Annotated in this window: 10 protein-coding genes; 1 reads left to right on the forward strand and 9 read right to left on the reverse strand. The window is 57.6% G+C overall.

Annotated features, from left to right (window positions below):
- Positions 1-5 precede the first annotated feature (5 nt).
- The 4 genes from MVB78_RS07035 to MVB78_RS07050 all read right to left on the reverse strand — a co-directional run bounded on the left by MVB78_RS07035 (position 6) and on the right by MVB78_RS07050 (position 15,930).
- Positions 6-13,787, reverse strand: coding sequence for a right-handed parallel beta-helix repeat-containing protein (locus tag MVB78_RS07035; protein ID WP_297489738.1), 13,782 nt, complete (start codon positions 13,785-13,787; stop codon positions 6-8).
- Entirely contained in the window at positions 13,784-14,641 is an 858-nt protein-coding gene (locus tag MVB78_RS07040; protein WP_297489741.1) for a hypothetical protein, read from the reverse strand. Before MVB78_RS07040 ends, MVB78_RS07035 begins: the two co-directional genes overlap by 4 nt.
- Before the next feature lie 225 nt (positions 14,642-14,866).
- Positions 14,867-15,160, reverse strand: coding sequence for a DUF3216 domain-containing protein (locus MVB78_RS07045; protein ID WP_297489743.1), 294 nt, complete (start codon positions 15,158-15,160; stop codon positions 14,867-14,869).
- 11 nt (positions 15,161-15,171) lie between these two features.
- On the reverse strand, positions 15,172-15,930 hold the full coding sequence (locus MVB78_RS07050) for a YchF/TatD family DNA exonuclease (protein ID WP_297489745.1): 759 nt from the start codon (positions 15,928-15,930) through the stop codon (positions 15,172-15,174).
- A 76-nt stretch (positions 15,931-16,006) separates the two neighbouring features.
- Here MVB78_RS07050 and MVB78_RS07055 point away from each other — a divergent pair, with 76 nt between their 5' ends.
- Positions 16,007-16,969: a ferritin family protein gene (locus MVB78_RS07055; RefSeq protein WP_297489747.1), complete on the forward strand. Its 963-nt coding sequence runs from the start codon at positions 16,007-16,009 to the stop codon at positions 16,967-16,969.
- On the opposite strand, the gene MVB78_RS07060 is transcribed toward MVB78_RS07055, so the two are convergent.
- The 5 genes from MVB78_RS07060 to metG form a co-directional block, all read right to left on the reverse strand.
- Positions 16,959-17,213, reverse strand: a complete 255-nt coding sequence (locus MVB78_RS07060) for a DUF504 domain-containing protein (protein ID WP_297489749.1) — start codon at positions 17,211-17,213, stop codon at positions 16,959-16,961. The genes MVB78_RS07055 and MVB78_RS07060 overlap by 11 nt on opposite strands.
- 56 nt (positions 17,214-17,269) lie before the next feature.
- A complete protein-coding gene (locus tag MVB78_RS07065; protein WP_297489757.1) occupies positions 17,270-17,440 on the reverse strand; it encodes a 30S ribosomal protein S27e in 171 nt (56 codons plus the stop codon).
- Between the two features lie 30 nt (positions 17,441-17,470).
- Positions 17,471-17,755: a 50S ribosomal protein L44e gene (locus MVB78_RS07070; protein ID WP_297489751.1), complete on the reverse strand. Its 285-nt coding sequence runs from the start codon at positions 17,753-17,755 to the stop codon at positions 17,471-17,473.
- A 91-nt stretch (positions 17,756-17,846) separates the two neighbouring features.
- Positions 17,847-18,197, reverse strand: coding sequence for a hypothetical protein (locus tag MVB78_RS07075; protein ID WP_297489759.1), 351 nt, complete (start codon positions 18,195-18,197; stop codon positions 17,847-17,849).
- A 17-nt stretch (positions 18,198-18,214) separates the two neighbouring features.
- Positions 18,215-19,125 (reverse strand): methionine--tRNA ligase subunit beta (metG, locus tag MVB78_RS07080; RefSeq protein WP_297489753.1); only part of this gene is annotated, 911 nt, incomplete at its 5' end.

Below are 19,125 nucleotides of genomic sequence, written 5' to 3' on the forward strand. Positions count from 1 at the left end.
CAAAATCAGCGCCGCCTGTAAAGGTAAGCGGCGATGAGCATCAGTAGGACCCCAAGGAGGGCGTAGTAGGGCCAGTTTACCCCTCCCGCGGTTCCCGGGCCTGTTGGGGGTTCGGTTGTGCTCGTCCCCTGGGTTTCCGTCGGACTTGGCGTGGTCGTTGTTTCGGTCGTCCCGTTTGTTCCAGGCGGGCGAGTGGAGCTTCTCTTTGCCACGGCGAAGAGTGAAAGCCCCGGAACGCTGACTTTGTAGTAAACGTATCTCAGGTCTTCTCCCTCCATTAAAGGCTTGAACTCCCCCCATTCTCCTGAGTAGCGGAGCAAGAGAACCTCTTCCGGGCTCACGTTGTTCTCCTTAAGCCATTCTTTTGAAACGCGGAAGCGCAGGGTTACATTTTTTATCGACCAGTTTGCCGGATGGCTGACGTTGAAGAGGGCGTAGACGATGTAGCCCTCAATCTTTCCGGGCTTCTCGTAGACGGCCAGCATGCCTTCAACCGGACCCACCGGGAGGAAGTAGACGCGGTAGAGGTCTGTGCTTGTGATGACCCTTATCCACCCGTTGCCCTCACTGGAGACGATTTCTCCGCTCGCCTTCCTCTTAACAACGGGCCTTGGAAGCAGCCTGACGCTGAGGCTCTTTTCCACGCTGGTGTTGCCGTAGGGGCACCTCACGGTAAGGGTGTAGTTTCCGGGCTTTAGGCCTTCGGTCCCAACGATCAGACCGCTCCCGCTGAGGTTTGCCAAAGACCACTCGACCGGGCAGGGTCTTGAGGTTCTGACCGAGATCGCACCGCCAGCGTAGAGCGCTGTGGGGTTCACGGTTATCTCCGGTGGCTCGGACGTCCCGTTTTCAGAGCTTATGACCACGAGGTCCCCGTCCTTCGTCCGTCCAGTCAGGGTCTTGACATTGCCCCCCACCGAGGTCTGAACCTTTGATGGGTCGATGCCGAAGGCCGGCTTGAGCTCGACCGCGCCCCTGTAGTGGCCCTTCCGGACTATGGTCGCGTTCGTGAGGAGCCTCCCGACGTTCATGCTGATCCCTATCTCCCTGTCCTCGGGCAGTGCCGCGAGCTCGCCGGCGGCCGTGATAAAGATGGTGCCGTTCTCTATCTCCGAGCTGAAGGAGTCTATTTTCGCCATGTACGAGGCTATAAAGGCCCTCGCGAATCTCTCGTTTCTGAAGAGGGCGAAGACCATCGAGGCGTTCCTCGGGTCGGGCCTTATCTCCATCCTCAGGCTTCCTTCGATGGTTCCGTTGCCGTGGCCGCTTATTTCGAGCTTCATCCTCTCAAAGGTGCCGTTGAAGAGCGGCCCCACCTTTGTCGCGGGCGTTGGAACTACGTATTCGGCCCTGTAGACGTCCGGTTCCCCAAAGGTCATGCTCACGTTGCCCCAGCCGTCCAGGCTCCCGCTCTCGCCGCCGAGGATTATCGCGGTGTCCATCTTCTTTGCCTCTACCGTGTAGTTGGCAGGGGGATCGAGTACCTGAATGCTAAGCGGGGTGGGCTGGGTGAGGACGGCATAGACGTTGTAGAATGCCCACTCTCCCATCTTCTCGAAGGTGTCTAAAGCCGCGGCTATGCTCTTCCCACTCTTCTTCAGGGCCTTCTCCTGTTCCTCGGGATCGAGCTCCTGGAAGGACTTCTGCTTCTTTATCTGCTCCTTCAGGTACTTGACGAGCTGCTTCTTCACCTGCTTCTTAATCTCGTCGAGGCCGGCGTTGACTTCGTCCTGCGCGCTTGGGCCGCCGTTCTGGGCCGTCTTCACCGCCTTGTATATCTCGTTGGCCACGTCGTTGTCGGCCACCTCAAGGACGGTCTCTAAGAGGAGTATCTGCAGGTCGTCGTCTGTGGCTATCGCCTTTGCGAGCTTTGTAAGGACGGCTATTTTTGCGTCCATTGGGATGTCCGAGAAGTGCGTGAGGTTGTAGTAGTAGCCCTTAGTCATCCCATACTCCTTCTCCCACCTCGCGAAGTCGTCGAGGGTGAGGGGCACTACGGTGGTGTTGTCGTTGAGGAGCATGCTGTTCACCTGCGGGGCGGAGCTGCTCTTCGAGTACTCCTCTATCGTTTTGTCGTCCGGGAAGTCGAGGTTCTCGACGATGTTGGTTATCTTGAGCGATGCCTTGACTATGCCCATCACTATGGCCTCCAGCGGGACATCTATGTCGTTGACCTTGAGCGCTCCCTCGGCCCCTATGGCAACCAGCTGAAGCTCGTTGAAGAGGAGCGAGTACTCGACGCCAACGGTGACGCGGTAGTGCGGTATCACCGTCCCAGGTTCCCTGCTGTGGTCGGCTATCGCCCTGAACTCGAAGCCGGGCGGGATACTGTGGTACCAGACGTAGCCCTCCGGGCTCATGTCGTAGTCGCCTTCGGCGTAGTAGCTGTAGTAGACGTTGTCGTTCGTGTTCTTGAGCCTCAGGTAGGTCTTGTTCCCGTTTATGCCCAGGACGTCTACCTGAACGGGGCCGACCATCTCGGTGAAGGGAACGAAGGTCTTGTTGAGGGCTTTCACCGGCGTTTTCTTGTAGTTTATCGGGAAGGTGGTGTAGTAGCCGCCGTAGGGCTGGCCGTTTTCAACGGGGCGGTAGATCACGTAGACCGTGTTCAGGTACGAGCCCGAGAAGTTCACCGGCGGTACGAACCTCGGCGGGTCGTCGAACCACCAGGGCATCCACGCCCCGTAGACCCATCTCTTCTCCCCCGGCCTCGTGAGCCTCGTCAGGTTCTTCGACCAGACGTCGGCCATGAACGTAGCATCGCTTCCCCCAAGTAGTGTCACGGAGTTCTGCTTGAGTATCTTGTTATTGTAGTATGGGTCCGGCTCGGGGATGCAGTCGCGGACGTTCAGGCTCTTCAGGTAAACCGCTTCGTCACCGACGTTCTTTATTACGAGGTTGAAGTGGTGGCTCTCGGCCGCTTCGAGGTTTCCGTCACCGTCGCCGTCGTAGGTGTAGCTGTTGAGCCCGTAGTTCTTGACGTGGCATTTGTTCCTGTTGTGCTGGCACCACGAGCGCGGGTACACCGTAGCGTCGTAGCTCACAATCTTGAAGACGGGCCCGAGGTCGAAGCTTATCTCGGTTCTCTTCTCGTCCCTCAGAACCCCGTCCGTGTCGTAAACCCTTATGCGCATCGGTATCCTGTGGTTCGCGGGCAACTCGTCGGGCATGGGGTCCCACTTCATCTTCAGCGGATCGTAGACCGTTATCGGGATCAGGGCGTGGAACTTTCCGCTCATCCCGGCCGGGACGGCAACGAGCATGCTCACCCTCCCGGTGTGCCTCTCGATGTAGCCCGGCAGGACGAGCTCTATCTTTACCACGCCCATCAGGTCGCCGGTGTTCCTGAGAGTTACAGTGACGTTGGCGAAGCGCTCGTCGTAGGGCATCGCCGTTCCGTAGTAGTTGGGGTCGCGCCTGTAAACGTAGACCGCCGTCGGGTGGCTCACAGAGAAGTCCTCTATCTTCACCTCCGCGTTCCCGAAGTAGACCCTCTTCACCGCGCTGACCTTCGTCCCCTCCGCGTTCTGGGCAGTGAACCTGAAGAAGCCGACGCCGGTGAGGTTTTCTGCAACCGTGTCGAAGGTTATGAAGTCGCCGTATTCGTAGGTGCCCGGCGTGGCGCTCCCAATGAGCTTTTCCGTTCCGTTGTAGACCAGCGTGTAGTTTACTTTAACTATCGGGCTCTTCGAGCGGGCGCTCCCGGCGAGCGTTACGACTCCCTTCACGACTCCCTCCTCCGACGGGTAAACCGCAAGGAATGCACCGAGAAGGCTCGAACCCCAGTCGGAGCCAGTTTCAACGGTGTTTCCTGGGCTTAGGCTCCCGATGTCGCAGAGGATGTCGTAGTTCTCGCTCTCCCCTCCGCTTGCCGTGTACATAACCCCGCTCGGGTGGTTCTCCACCTTCACCGGCACGTGCCCGCCCCAGTCAGTGTTCTCCATGCTCATCGGGCTCGGGTTCCAGATCACGTGGATTCCCCTCGCGTTGATGAAGGAGTTGTTCTCCATCGCCACAGAGGCGCTGCCGTTGAAGAGTATCCCGACTCCGTTGTCCTGTATGAGGTTGTTCGAGAGCATCACCCGCTCCCCGTCGCCGTAGAGGAAGGAAACCCCCGTTCCGCCGCCGGTTATCGTGTTGTGGTCTACGTAAAGAACTCCACCGCCGTAGGCGTTGATCTCTATCCCGGCACCGTTTCCGGCGATGAGGTTGTTGTGGACGCTGCCGTTCGCTTTGTCGAGCACCATGCCCCTTCCGTTCCTCATGAAGTAGTTCTCCCTCACTTCGACTGTCGAGTTGTATACCCAGAGCCCGATCCCGTTGTTATCTATGGAGCTCGAATACACCTCTAAAGAACCGCTTGAACCCATCGGGTTGAGGTGCGTTCCCTCGCCGAAGCCCTCTATGGAGCTTTCGTTTATGATGATGCTGAAGATGCCATCGGCCCATATTCCACGCCCTTTTCCGTCCCCTGTGATGTTGCTCCTCATGACTTCGAGCCCGCCGCTGGCCTTAACGCTCCCGTGAACAGCTGAGTCGCTTATCCTGACCCTTGAGTAAGCGCTGAAGCTCACGTTCCCATTTATCCTGTCCCTCGCGATGATGAGCCTCGCGGAGCCCCCGCTGACCCTGCCGTTCACGACGCTGTCAGTAAGACCGGCCATCCCCTCAACGACTACGAGGGTGGCCTTGAAAGCCCCGAGGTTGAGGTAGGGGTAGCGGTTCGGGCTTCTCACGTGCACCGCTATGACGTTCTCGCCGGGCCTCAAATAGCCGGCTACGTCAACAAGCTCCATTAGCGGGTGGGCGGTTATTCCCCCGCCGCCCCAGCCGTAGGTAAAGGAGAGCTGGGCCTCGTGGTCGAGCCTATCGACCACCTTCCTGCCGTTGACGTATATCTCGACGCCGCTTACCGCGTAGTAGTTCAGCCACGCCTGGACGGGAAGCCTCTCAAGGGTCACAACCTTCTTGAGGTAGAGGTCTGTGAACTGGCCAACCTCAGTTCCAGTGGTAAAGTGGGACTTGTAGGAGTCCGCGTAGAAGGGCTCCTCTCCACTACTCATCCCCTCCCCGGAAGCAGTGTAAATCCAGTCCTCTGGCGGCTCCCCCGTTGAGTAGAACCACGTTGAGTCGTTGCCTATCAGCTCCTCAAGGATTTCTGTGTTCCTCCTGCTCCACCCCAGGGTAGTGCTGAGGCCGAGACCGCCTCCGTTCACCAGGCAGCCCCTTATAAGAGCATCCGGGGAGATCGTCCCCACGTGGCTGTTTTCGAGCTTTGAGTTCAGGATTGTAATGCTGGAGTTGGCCAGGCCCTCCACGGTAACGTTCCCGAGCACGCTCGCGTCCCTGTCGGCCGGGCTCGTTGCCGGGATCCCATCTGTGTCCTCAACCCGGAGCGTCCCGTTGGCGCGAACCTCTATCCTGCCCTTTTCGACGGTGTAGCCCTTTAAGAGCAGCTCTCCATTAACGTAGGCGTAGAAGTCGCCAGCCTTTCCATCGGTCACGGTGGCCCTCTTTCCGCTCCCCACGTGGAGGATGAAGTAGGTCGGGTAGGGCGAAACGCTCCCGCTAACGTTGGTGTCCCAGATCTCTATCCCGCCGACGTTTCTCGCTATGAAGGCGTACCTGCTGCCGCTGACGACCGAATCCGCCAGGAAGAACCATCCCCCACCTAGATCGAGGTCGAAGTTCCTCTCGCCGTTGGAATAAACTGCCGAGTTCTCCAGCCTCATCCCACCGCCCCTCACGCAGACGCCGATCCCGTTGTGTCTGACGGTAAGGTTCATGAGCGTCTGCTGGCTGTACTGCCCGGACGTCTCCTCAAGGTAAAGCCCGCAGTAGCGGTTGTTCTCTACGAGCAGGTTCTTCACGTTCCACGTCATACCGAGGAAAGTGCCGGCGAAGCTCAGTCCCCTCTCGTTGTTCCTGAAGGTGCTGTTGACGATGCTTAGAGTTCCAGGCGAGTTCCAGTAGGGCCTGATGTATTCGAGCCCTTTCCCGCCGTGGAAGACGCTTCCGCTCACGCTGAGACTTCCGCTCGCGATAACGCCACCTTCAACGTCGCTTTCCTCGATCGAGACCGCTGAGGAGCTGAAGTTGAAGTTTCCCACGAGGTGAGAGCCGGTGAAGGAAGCGGTTCCGCCGAAGGCTCCCCCGCTGAAGCCCCTCAGCTCCGAATCCTGAATCTGGAGCGTTCCTCCGCTTCCGAAGAGATCGAGGGAGCTGCCGTCTATCAGCGACCCTTCGAGGGCATTCAGCGTCCCGTTTACCTCGACCTTTCCACCGAGGACGTGGATCTTACAGCCTCTCAGCTTCAGGGAGCCGCTCCCCGTGACCAGGAGGCTCCCGTTTACGGTGTATTCCTTGCCAGCACAGGCCTGGGTGCCGTTGACGACCCAGTCTCCCCTGACCGGCGGCCCTTCAACGGCGATCCTGAAGGTTTCCACTGTTGCAGCCCCGCAGCTGTCTACTGCCTTGATCCTCACTACGTTGGTCGTGTAGGGAACCAAGCTCCCGGAGATGTCCATGCCGCTTTCGTACCTCACGTAGGGGCCGCCGTTGATGGAGATGTAAACGCCTTCGAGGTTTCCGTTGGGGTCTTCAACGTTCACAACTGGAACGAGGGCCTCACCCGGCCGGACTTCTTCCCTCAGCTCTACCTTGAGCCGCGGCCTCTCGTTCCCCGAGCATACCCTGAAGGCCGTCTCGGCGCTCAGGCTTCCTCCACAGGGCCCCTTAGCGATCAAAAGGACGTCCAGTGGTTCTCCTTTCTCCCCTACCTTCTTCAGCTCTTTAATGAAGGGCCTCAGGTCGAGGAGGTAGCTTCCTCTGAGGCTCAGCTTATCGCCGTCCCATGAGTACGTCACGTTGGGGAAGATCCCGGCGTCGTAGCCGATGGCCTCTATGACGAGCTCGTAGCCCACCGGCGGCGCGTTCGTGTTCATCGTAAAGTTAATGGGCATGAGCAGGCTCATGACGTTGCCCTCCGGCTCGGGTGAGGTTATCTCAAGGGCACAGCCCTCAAAGCAGGGCCACGCCACCGTTACTTGCCTCTCCTCCAAGATCCTCCAGTGACCGTAGCCGTCGGATACGATGGCGCTGAAGCTGTGGTTCCCGTTCAGATGGCCGGAGAAGGTTTTTCCGCAGGTGTAGATGAGCTTCGAGTGTTTCTTACCCCTCTCGTCTAAGTACGTTATCCACTCCTCTTTGACTTTGGCAGGGTAGGCCACCCCGTCCCATACTATCCTGCACGACCCCAGTTCCTCCTCGGATGAGACTCTCACAGTGATGCTGCCCGTGTTCGCTGGGAGCACCGTTCCGTTCTCCGGGGTGGGCCGGGAGTAGTGGGCCGAACTCAGACTCGGATAGGGTACGCTGACGAGCTTCCAAGTGGCGCTCCCCCTGTTCCCGTACCTGTCAACCGGGACCACCGAGATGTTGTAGGTCTTCCCTGGGCTGAGATAGGCTACGTACGAGCCAACGCTTCCCGGTTCACCCGTGAAGTTCCCGATGACGGTGCCGTTTATCCACAGCTCGGTGTGGTTGAAGTCGTCGTCGGTGGGGTTTATCCACCATAACTCGGCCCCACCTGAGAAGACGTTGGCCCCGAACTGGGTGATCTCAGCTGGCGGCGTCGTGTCCTCGATGGTTAGGAAGAAGTAGCTGGAGTAGCCCCAGTTGCCGAGCGAATCGGAGACGACGATATAGTAGATCACGTAGCCAACCTCGCTGGTGTTGAACTCGATGAAGAACGGCCTTCCGTTTCCGTAACTTCCGGCACTCAGCCGGTACCAGCCCTCCTGGGGCGTGTTGGCATCGGGGTTGAAGTCGACTTCATACCATCCAGGATGCTCTTCGGTTACGTTGAGGAGAACGCCTGCAACGCGCCCTCTCTCGGCCTTAGCGTACACTAACTCCCCCCTTCTGGACGTTACAGTGAGGTTCACGAGGCTTTCCTTGACGGAGGGAGGCGTGGAATCAATCTCTATGACACGGGGCTCGCTTGCGCCAGTGTTCCCAGCTTTATCCGTCCCGTAGGCCCTGAACGAATGCCTGCCGTCTGAGCTCGCGAGGATGTTGATCTGCCAGTGCGTTCCCTCTCCCATCATCGTGTGGTTCTGTCCATCAAATTCGAGCACGGCAGTTGAGAGGTTCTCGTTTGAATTCACCGCGATCCACAGCCATCTGAACCCCACCAGGGAACCGTTCTCCGGGGTCGGCGGGACGAAGCTCAGGAGAGGCGGCCTGCTGTCGACTGTGAAGTCCCTAACTTCCGTGAGCCCCGTGTTTCCAGCCTTGTCCCTAACCTCCGCGTAAAATGCGTGCTCCCCGTCCGCTACCGTTAAGGTTATGGCCCAGTAGGAGTTGTGCTTCGTCATTGGGTAGCCGATCCCGTCCAGGTAGAGAGTCGCCGCGGAGAGCTCTTCGTTAGCCCCCAATCTGAACTTCACCTGGCTGGAGCTGGTTGTGGATCCGTTCTCCGGCGTTGGTGTGATGAAGATGGCCTCTGGGGGCGTTGTATCAACTGTGAGGATCAGCCAGCCGCTCGCTCCCATGTTGCCGACGGTATCCGTCCCGTACACCCTGATGCGGTGCCTCCCATCCGGGAGCGTAAGGGCGAGATACCAGCTCCTCCCCATTCCCCTCATGGTGTGGTTCACACCGTCAAGCTCCAGAACGGCCTCCTCTAAGTCTTCGTCGGCTGCAATGCTTACCACAACGCTGTGGGTGTTCAAAAGGGAGCCGTTGCGGGGTGTTGGCGAGATAAACTCTATTGAAGGCGCGGTGGTGTCCACGGTGAAGCTCCTCCTCTCGCTCGTCCCGTCGTTTCCAGCGAAGTCCGTCCCGATGACGTAGAACTCGTGGTGCCCGTCAGCAACCTGCAGCGTTACGCTCCACGCTTCACCGGATCCCGCCATGGGATGCTCTTCTCCGTCGAGCACGAGCACCGCGGCTCTCAAGGGTTCGCTGGAGGATATGGAGAAGGTAACACTGCTCCGGTTGAGGACTGAGCCCCCCTCGGGCGTCGGTTCAACGAGGTCAATAACCGGGGGCACCGTGTCCACGGTAAAGCTCCTCATCTCGCTCTTCCCTAAGTTGCCGGCCCTGTCATAGCCGTAGACTCTGAACTCGTGTTCGCCGTCGGAGACGTTGAGTGTGAGGCTCCAGTCCCTCCCCCCTCCTATCATCGGGACCTCCCTTCCATCGATCTCAAGAACCGCCGAGGTCAGGTTCTCGCTTGACGACACGTTTACCGTGATCGTGGGGGTTCCCAGCAGGGAGCCGTTCTCTGGTGTTGGTGGAACGAAAGCCAGCGCTGGGGGAGTAGTATCAACCGTGAAGGTTCTCTCCTTCGTGCGGTTGGAGTTCCCCGCTAAGTCGTGGAAGGTAGCTTGGAAGCTGTGCTCTCCCTCGGGGAGGTTTAGCTCCAGCGTCCACTCAGTTCCCTCCCCGGACATCGGATGGGCCCGACCGTCAAGGTAGAGCGTCGCATCGGCCAGCTCCTCATCCGAGAGCAGCTTGAAGGTCACCACATCATTCCCAGTGACGTTTCCATCGGTGGGTGTCGGCGCCTCGAACCGCGCCCTTGGAGGGACTGTGTCGATGGTGAAGGTTCTTTCCTCACCGCCGCCCCAGTTCCCAGCCATGTCCTCCCCATAGACCACAAAGGTATGGGCTCCATCTGTGAGAGTACACTCATATTCCCACTCCCTTCCAGAACCGCTCATCGTGAAGTTCCTTCCGTCCAGTTCAAGAATCACCTGCCTGAGGTTTTCGCTCGCCGTAACGTTGATGATGACCCTCGAAGAGTTGATGTATGATCCGTTCTCGGGTGTCGGCGGGAGGAACCACAGCCCCGGCGGTGTCGTGTCGGCCTTCTCGACCTTCATCAGCCACCAGCGGCCCACTTCCCCGTTCCCGTTGCTCGCGGTAACGCTCACGTTCCAGAGGCCGGGTATAAGGCTTGAGTTGGTGTAGGTTGAGGAATCTCCCTCATCTTCCATGACAACGCTCCCGTTGATGAACCAAGTGACGTTCGCTCTCTGGTTCAGAGTTACCGAGAAGACTGCGCTCTCGTTGTCGAGGAGGGCGACTTCCCCGGCTTCCGGCGAGAAGGAAACTATCCTCAGCCTCTCCTCGACCCTGAAGCAGAGCTTTTCTGTTTCGTTCTCGTTCCCGAAGGTGTCGTTGGCGACTATGTACCAGCAGAAGGTTTTCCCCGCCATGTCCTCATTGGTGTTTATCGTCCAGTTGCTCCAACCGCCCACGATTTCCAATGGTGTTTTCTCCCAGACAAAGCTCCCATCGATGAATGTTGTGTTGCTCCAGAGGAGAGTATCTCCCGGATGAGAGTCGCTCCAGCGGGCGAAGACGTCCACGTTTTCACCCTCAAGAACCTCGCTGGAGCTCTGACCGGCGTTGAGCAAAACCGGTGGCGTTGCATCAACCTCAACGGTTCTCACTTCCGTTTTGTTGACAACGCCGTCAGCGGAGCCGTAGGCCCTGAAGGTGTAGGCTCCATCGCCGAGGTCAGCCATCACCGCCCACCAGTTCCTCCCGGAGCCGTTCATCGTGTAGTTGACCCCGTTCCACTCAAGGATCGCGTTGTCGAGGTCTCTCGATGAGGTGACGTTTACGGTAACCCTCCTCACGTTGAGCTTCGTCCCGTCCTCAGGCGTCGGTTCCGTGAAGCCTATGCTGAACCCCTGCCCCGGATAGACGTACCACGTCCACGAGACTCTGTCGCTCCCGTTTTCATTCTCAATAATCGCCGTTACGCTGTACTCTCCCTCTTGAGCCGTTGAGTTCGTGTAGCTCGACGTGAGGACGTTCTCCTCCCGGTAAACCTCGCTCTCGCCGACGTACCATGTGACGTTCACAACCTGATTAACGGTCAAGGTGAAGGTTACTGAATCCCCAACGTAGCTCTCAACGGGGCTCTCAGGAGAATACGAGGTTATCTCCGGTGGCGAGTAGACCTTGAAACAGTGGCTCGGCGTTTGGTTCGTGTTTCCGAGTTCGTCGATGGCAACGATGTACCAGCAGTAGAGGCCGGGCTCGTCCATGCTTATCGAGAAGTTGCTCCAGCCCTCGGTTCCCTCAAAGAAGGCCTCGTCCATTTCCTCCCACGAGCCGGTGACGTTCGAGTAGAGCTCCGCCTTCATCAGGTGCGGGTCGCTCCAGAGGGTGTAAATTTGAACGCTCCCACCCGGCGGGATTCCGTCCGGGTTTTGGCCGACGTTTGAGTAGGCCGGTCCTTTTGTGTCAACCTCGAAGGTTCTCTCCCCGCTCTTTCCAGCGTTTCCTGCCAAATCCCGCCCGTAGGCCCTGAAGGCGTGGCTTCCGTCGGGAACGTCAGTCTCGTAGCTCCAGCTCCTTCCGGAACCGGCCATCGTGTGGTTTACCCCGTCAAGCTCAAGGGTCGCGGAGCTGAGGTTCTCGTTTGAGACGAGATAAAAGACCACGTGCGAGTAGTCAATCAGGGAGCCGTTTTCGGGCGTGGGGCTGACGAAGGAGAGCGAAGGCGGCGTCGTGTCAACTTCCACCTGGGCGAGCGGCGCAACGATGCCCGACCGAGTGATGTTCGCGCCAACGAGATTGTTCCCGGTGTCCAACGACTGACCTCCAGTGCCGTCGAGCGTCCAGCCCTCCTCAAAAAGCCACACCCGGAGCGTGTCCTCCTGAAGGCTTCCAAGTTCATCGTCGTCGTAGTGAAAGGTTAGATAAACCCACGAGTCCATCGAGACGTCGAGGTACTCACCGAGCGCTCCATAGCCCTCCGGCGGTGCGGGCTTCTCCCCCGGGGAAACGCCTCTGAGCATGCAGTTTCCCGGACAGACTACATCGGTGAGGACTCCGTTTATCAAGTTCGAGCTCAGCGAGCCGTTGAACTCATCAACGACGCTTATGGCCCATGCGTTTTCCTCGGAGAGGTTAGTGCTGAGGGTGTTGTCGTATATCGAGGAATCCCCCGCTGTGTAGAGGTAGAGCGCATAACCCTCATCCTCGCCGATTCCCGAGATGGCCACGTCGTTGTCGTGGAGGGAGGATGAGGCCTCGAATACCAGTATCCCGTCCGCGCCATCTCCGGTAACGGCCACCGTGTTCCCGCTGACGGTATCGCTCTCTTCCTCGTAGACGTAGATTCCAATCCCCTGGAAGCCTGAAACGCTCACCCCGTTGTTCCTCACGGTGTTGTTCCCACCGTGGCTGAGGTAGATTCCGTGGCGGACGTCCTCGTCCTTTTCGGCTACGATTACCGTGTTCCCATCGACGGTGCAGTTGGTGTAGCCGTCGACCCAGATCCCGACGTTGGATACCGAGGAGTTGATTACCAGCCCGGTTACCGTCACGTTGTCCGAGTCAACGTATATCACGGGCTTCATGCCCTCTTCTAAGTAGGAGCCGTCGCCCCTCACAACGGCCCCGGGTCTTCCCTTCAGCGTCAGGGGATGGTCAATCCCGACGCTCTCCTCGTATTCCCCGGGGAGAACGACAACGGTTCCGTTCTCAGGGGAAGCGTCTATCCCGTCCTGGAGAGGAGTTTCGCTCGGGTTTAGCGTGCCCCCCTCGTACCCCCACCCGCTCTCGTTGACGTAGACAGTTTCCGCTGGAATGAGCGTCGTTGCGGTGTCGTTTACCCACGTCGTGTTGATGTTTCCGCTGGCGTCCTTCGTGAGGATTCCGATGGTGTGAGTCTCGCCGGGGGACAGCTCGTCGAGCACCCACTCCCCATCTGAAGTCTCGCCCTGGTACTTTCCGTCTATGTAGACGAGCGCCCCCTCGAAGTCCTCATCTTTTGGATTGTCCCACGTCCAGTGGATGTAGTCCGTTCCAACCTCGTGGGTGAGGTTTTGGACGGTTCCCGGCGGAGTCGTGTCAACGCAGAAGTCCACGCTCGCCGAGGCGGTTTCGTCGCCAGCTACAGCGTAAACCACCAGGTGGTTCCCCCTTTCCCCTGCTTCTATGGTGGTGTTGGGGGTGAAGGTGACGTTGGGTTGACCGTTGAGGGAGTAGCTCCAGCTGTCAACGGGTTTGTTAGCGGTGACGTTGAGGTATATGGTGGTGGTGTTGTATGTCCTGTTCTCGGGGGAGATTATCTTCACCTTAAGCCCCTGGCTTTCCCCGGGGGTGTACTCAACCGTTATGTTGTCGAAGTACATGTGGGAGTAATATGCCGAGTAGTCCCAGCCGCCTATTACTACCTGAAAGCGCGTGGCGTTCTCCATGGTGTTAGTGTAGACCGTCTTCACGAGGTTCCCGCTCTCCCAGTATTCAAAGCGGTCCCTGTAGATGACTATCCTGAAGGGGACGTAGCTCCTCGGTATCGCCCTGTCCTCGGTTATGCTCTTTCCGGGGTAGCGGTAGGAGATTTTGTCGGAGGGCCAGCTTACGTAGTGCACAGCAACGAAGCCGTCTGAGTCTGCGTCGAGGATCTTCACGAGCATCTCGGCTGTTCCGGGGTCGGTAAACTTCCAGTCCCCGGACAGGGTTACAGAGCTCCAGCCGTCTATCTCGATTGGCCTGCTGACCAGCGTCGCGTGGCCGTTGTCCCATCCCTGATGCCCGTAGGTTGTGAACTGCGCCTCGCCGTTGGCTTCCCTGTAGGAGTTTCCGCTTCCGACAACATCTTCCGTCCACTTTGTCGTGTCCAGGCTGTTGTCGTTGAAGTCATCGTAGAAGACGTAGTTCCCGTCGGCGGTTGCAACGTGCATAACACCTACAAAGCCAACGTTCAGATAGGAAGCCAGCAGCAGGTAGATAATGAAGATGGACGCCCTTCTCATTTCCGCCTCCTCCAAAAGGTCGCTGTAATGATTGAGATGAGCAGCGTGATTCCAGGGCCGCAGATTCCCTTGCCTGATGAAGCGCTGCCCGTTTCAGAAACCGTCGCTGGGCTGGTTGGGCTGGATGAGATCGCGGTGGTCTCGTTTGAACTGTCGGTGGTTGTCGTGGTCGTTTCGCCGGGATTGCTTGTGGTGACCGGCTCGTAGCTCACACCTATGTCATCGAAATAGACGTGGGAAACCAAGGGCGAGGCGTCCCATCCCCCTATCGTGAGCCTTATCCTTTCAGCTTTTCCCATGCAGTCCGTTTGAACCGTCGTCACAAGCTTCCCGCTCTCCCAGAACTCGAAGCGGCCGGGGTATACAACAAGCTTGAAGGGAACGTAATGCTTTGGTATCTCCCGAGGCTCGCTCTTTGAGGTGTTGCCGTACTTGTAGGTTATCTTCAGCCCGTTCCAGCTCACGTAGTGGACCCAGAGGTGCTGCCCTTTTGCCGGGCCATCGATGCCCATGACCATCTCCGCGGTGTGCGGGTCGGTAAACTTCCACCGCCCGGAGATCGTTATGGACTTCCAGCTCCCGAGCTCTATCCACCTGCTCACGAGGGCAGAATGGCCCTTTTCCCACCCTCCATGCCCGAATATAACGAACTCTGCCTCGCCGTTTTCTCCCCTGTAGGAGTTCCCGCTACCAACAACGTCTTCAATCCATTTCGTTGTGTCGAGGCCCTTGTCGTTGAAATCGTCATAAAAAACGAAATTTTCGGCACTCACAGGCCTGTAAAAACCAATGAGACCCATGTTTAGGCAAGAGCCTAAGAGAAGGTATACCAACAGCAGGGTCGCCCGTTTCATGGTCCCGCCCCCCTTCAAGAAGAGCCCGGGCGTGGGGGCGCAAGCTTTAGAGAGCCCAGCTCCCCAGTCCCTGACCCTTCTCCTCAGCATTGGAATAACATATTGGTATATTCCCTTCGAAGTATAATAGGGTTTCGGCGAATATTTTATAACAAAAAGACGCACATCGGGCGTTTACTACCCACCCCTGCCCAAAAATGACCTCATTTCTTAGAAAAATTTACATCATTCTTCAAAGAGTGGTATTCCCGGCTTCCGGAACTGCTCGTCCAGATCCTCCCTCCTCGTTCTGACCCTCTCGTAGAGCGCCTTCACTTCGCCGTCCTCAGGATACCTCTCCCTCAGCACGGTGAGGACTCCCTCAAGGAAGCCCAAGATCGAGACCGCGATGAAATCCTCGCCCCTCTTCGCTTCGAGCCCCTCGTTCATTCTGACGAAAGATTCTACCCTCTCGACAAGCCTCTCCTCGCCAAGCCTTTTGAGGAGGGCCTTTATCTCATTCACCTCGGGAACCTCCATCTTCCCACCCCCTAAACCTTCAGCGAGAAGAACCTTATCGCGTTTTCCTCGGTCTTCTTCTCGACTTCCTCAAAGTCCAGGCCTTTAACCTTTGCCACCTCTTCTATGGCCACCCTAACGTTGCAGGGGACGTTGCGCTGGCCTTTAAAGGGGCTCATGTACGGGGAATCGGTCTCCACGAGGATCTCTTCGGGTTCAAGGACTTTAACGGCTTCCCTGACCTCGGGAATGAAGACTATTCCGGTGTTTATCCCGATTGGATGCCCGTTCTCGGCTATCTCCCGGGCCAAATCAGCGCTCCCGGCGAAGGAGTGGAAGTAGGCTCTAACGCCGGCCCGCTGGACGAGCTCGAAGGCTTCTTTTTCGGCCTCCCTCGCGTGGATCACAACCGGCAGTTTCAGTTCAATGGCGAGGTCGAGGAAATGCTGGAAGATCTCCCTCTGGTTCTTCCTCCCCCTCTCGTTCTCGGCGTAGTGGTAGTCGAGGCCTATCTCCCCTATTGCAACTATCTCGTCCCTGTGCTCAAGGATGAAGGCCTCGACTTTTCCGACCTTCTCCCAGTTGCCCCTCCTCGCCTCGTTTGGATGGTAGCCGAGCGTTGGAAAGACGAAGCCGAAATATGGCTTGAGGAGCTCCCAGCTCTTCCAGACGTGGGCTTTCCTGTATTCGGTTATCGAATCAACCACCGCCCTCAGCTTCCCCCTGCACTCTTCGATCACCCCGGGGGCTTCCTTCTTGTAAAATTCGAAGTGAGCGTGCGCGTCTATCATTTCTCTCCCTGAGTAATGACCAAGATTCCATAGAAAAGCTTTTCTGAGGTTTGATCATATCTAACCTTGATGCACCATGCCCCCCATTTCACCCGAGCTCAGGGATTACATGAACAGGATAATTGAAACGCTGCGCGATAAGCCCGTTAAGGAAATCCTGAGCTATGCAATCTTCAACGAGCAGGAGGAGGCTGAATATTACAGAAAGTTAGCACGTCACACCCCGCGGGAGAGCGTCAAGGCCCTCTTCCTTCAGATGGCCGACGAGAGCGCTGAGCACTACAAGAGGCTCTACGAGCTGTTCAAAAAGCTCTATCCCAACGAGGAGCCCGTCGAGGTTGAGGCGCCACCTGTGGAGGTCGCGCCCTTTTACCCCAAGTTTGAGAGCGTGGACGACTACCTTGAGGCCTTAGAGTACTGCATGAAGAGCGAGCTGTTTGCCAAGGACACCTATGAGATACTCTCGCAGAGGGCCTCCAGCGAAGACGCAAGGATCGTGTTCGTCCAGCTCTCCAACATGGAGAAGGAGCACTACATGAGGATTAAGAAGGCCTACGACCTGCTCGCGGAGTTCAGGGACAGGAGAACCCTGCCCGAGAACCTAGAACCTGGTGCATACCTCTTCCCAGATAAGGTCAAGGCCCGCTACGTCCTCCTCGACCTAATTGCCAATGCAAAGGACATCTACGTCTTCAGCAGGGATCCCCCGAAAAAGCTCAGGGAGTGGTTCAAGAGGGGAGACATAAACTTTGCCTGGATCAGTACGGCCCCCGTCAAGGGCTCCATAACGCCAAAGATGCTCATTGAGTCGGGCACTGGCATGTGCGAGCTTTTGAAGAAGGGAAACGTTGTCCTGCTCGTCGAGAACTTTGAGGTAGTGGCAATGAGCGTCGGCTTCAAGAAGGCCTTTGAGTGCGTCTCCATGCTCCGGGACGCGGCCATAATGTACGGTTCATACCTCCTCGTCCACGCAAACAGGCCCGCCATGAGCGAGAGGGAGTGGGCGGTTTTAGAGGCGGAGTTCGAGGTCATAGGTTAGTCCTCTTTCTCGTCTCCCAGATCACCCTGCCGTTCCGCCTCATAACCTTCAGAATCCTGTGGTAGGGGATCTGGGTCTCCCCCAGGAAGAAGTAGCCGTGGCCGAGCTCTATCTCCTTCACCGGGATCCTCTTAACCCCCCCGTAGGAGCCGCGGTGTTCAATGACGACGTAGTAGTCAGCCTCGTCCTCATTGGGGTCATACTTGATCTTCGACAGAACCTCCTTGACGGAGCCCTTCCTCATGGGACCACCCTTCACTAAAATTTTGAAAACCGCCGAAAACCAAAAAGAAGGCAAAGTCACTCAAGGACTTCGAGTATCTTGGCCTTGATGATGCCCTTGCCGCCTGTCGGCTCCACCAGAGTAGCACCGCAGACGAGGCAGCGGACGGTCGTGGAGGGGTGGCTGAAGACTATCTGCTCGTTGCCGCAGTCGATGCACTTCACCTTGATGAACCTGCTCTTGGGCATGGGTATGAGGTTCTTTGGAAGGGCCAACCTTCACACCTCCACCAGCTCAAACTTCTTCACGCGGAAGCCCTTTCCCCTCGTGTGGGCCCTGCCGCAAACCGTACAGCGGAAGCGGAGGTCGAGCTTCTTCACCGGCTTCTCCCTTCCGGCCGGGTTCGGCCTCGGGAAGCCGCGGTAGCCCTTCATGATCCTGCGGAATCTCCTCTGGCCCTGACTCAGCTCACTCCTCGGCCTCTTCTTGACCTTCTCGACCTTGTGGATGGTGTGCTTCTTGCAGTACGGACAGTAAGTCCTTATCTGCTTTGGGTACTTCATTCTCCCACCTCCGGAGGACCCGGTGGGCTCCTACGGACACCCCCGAGTCATGAGGCATGACAGTGCCTTCGCTCTCGGTATCGCGGAGGGCTTAAAAAGTTTTGTGAGGATCTCCCTTCACCTTCTCGTCCCACTTCCTGAGCATCACGTCGAGGGCGAGGAGGCTGTTGAGTTTGAGCCTCACTCTGCCATTCTCCCAGTCTATCGAGCCCTTGAACTCGTTCAGCAGGTCAAAGACCTTCTCTACTTCCTCCTCAGGAAGGTTCCTCCCGTAGAACTCCCCGTTACAGTGGGGGCATTTGAAGACGAACTCCCTGAAGGCCTTCATGAACTCCCCCCTATCGCCCAAGAGCTCGCGCATCCTCCCGCCCTCTTTGGCTATCATCTGGTTGATGAGCTCGGCCCAGTCGAGGGGCGAGCCGCAGAGTGGACACCTTGCCATCTCCACCGCCTCTTGCACTACCTTACCCCCGCCCCGAGCTTTACCTCTTTGTCCGGCATGAGCAGGGCAACGTTTTCCCCGTCGTCGGCAGCGAGAAGCATCCCCTGGCTCTCGATACCGCGGAGCTTCTTGGGCTGGAGGTTCGCCACGATGACGACGGTCTTGTTGAGAAGCTCCTCCGGCTTGTAATACTTCTTTAAGCCAGCCACTAAAGTCCTGACCTCGTCGCCGAGGTCAACCTTGACCACGTACAGCTTGTCGGCGTTGGGGTGGTCTTTCACCTCTATTATCTTTCCAACCCTGAGGTCGAGCCTCGCGAAGTCGTCAAAGCTTACGTAAGTCATCTCCTCACCCCCCTTTACCTTCTCCTTCCCGGAAGTTTTAGCCCCCTTGGCCTTTTCCTCCTTTACCCTGGGAACCTCCCCGTAGATGTCCTCCAAGAGGGCCAGGGCCTCCTTCTTTCTCCCCTCCCCGAAGCGCTCAAGGACGACCTTAACGACGTCCTCTTTCTTGTAGTACTTCTCAAGGAGCACTTTGGCGCCCTCCGGGTTGTTCCTTCCTATGTAGTTCACTATGAAGTAGATTACCTCCTCGTCACTCACCTTCCTGAACATCGGGAAGGCCTTCCTGACGCGGTGGCCGGCTTTAAGCTCGCTGAAGGCCCATCTCCTCTTCTCCTCAAGGTTGAGGAGGTGCCATATTTTCTCGCCCGCATCGGGCAGGAAGGGCTCAAGGAGGATTCCGAGGGCCTTGACTATCTGGAGCGAGACGTTTACCGTTGTGGCAGTTCTCTCGCGGTCGGTTTTGGCGGTCTTCCACGGCCTCTGGTGGTCGAAGTAGCGGTTTCCGAAGATCGCCAATTCCATAACGCGCTTTAGAGCATCCTTGAAGCGGTACTGGCTTATGAGCTCACCGACCTCTTTAAAGG

It is taken from the genome of Thermococcus sp. (assembly GCF_026991495.1).
Taxonomy (GTDB): Archaea; Methanobacteriota_B; Thermococci; order Thermococcales; family Thermococcaceae; genus Thermococcus.

Excerpts from the sequence above, each read along its gene's own strand:
- MVB78_RS07035 (WP_297489738.1), bottom strand. The coding sequence starts at position 13,787 with ATGAGAAGGGCGTCCATCTTCATTATCTACCTGCTGCTGGCTTCCTAT.
- MVB78_RS07040 (WP_297489741.1), bottom strand. The coding sequence starts at position 14,641 with ATGAAACGGGCGACCCTGCTGTTGGTATACCTTCTCTTAGGCTCTTGC.
- MVB78_RS07045 (WP_297489743.1), bottom strand. The coding sequence starts at position 15,160 with ATGGAGGTTCCCGAGGTGAATGAGATAAAGGCCCTCCTCAAAAGGCTT.
- MVB78_RS07050 (WP_297489745.1), bottom strand. The coding sequence starts at position 15,930 with ATGATAGACGCGCACGCTCACTTCGAATTTTACAAGAAGGAAGCCCCC.
- MVB78_RS07055 (WP_297489747.1), top strand. The coding sequence starts at position 16,007 with ATGCCCCCCATTTCACCCGAGCTCAGGGATTACATGAACAGGATAATT.
- MVB78_RS07060 (WP_297489749.1), bottom strand. The coding sequence starts at position 17,213 with ATGAGGAAGGGCTCCGTCAAGGAGGTTCTGTCGAAGATCAAGTATGAC.
- MVB78_RS07065 (WP_297489757.1), bottom strand. The coding sequence starts at position 17,440 with ATGCCCAAGAGCAGGTTCATCAAGGTGAAGTGCATCGACTGCGGCAAC.
- MVB78_RS07070 (WP_297489751.1), bottom strand. The coding sequence starts at position 17,755 with ATGAAGTACCCAAAGCAGATAAGGACTTACTGTCCGTACTGCAAGAAG.
- MVB78_RS07075 (WP_297489759.1), bottom strand. The coding sequence starts at position 18,197 with ATGGCAAGGTGTCCACTCTGCGGCTCGCCCCTCGACTGGGCCGAGCTC.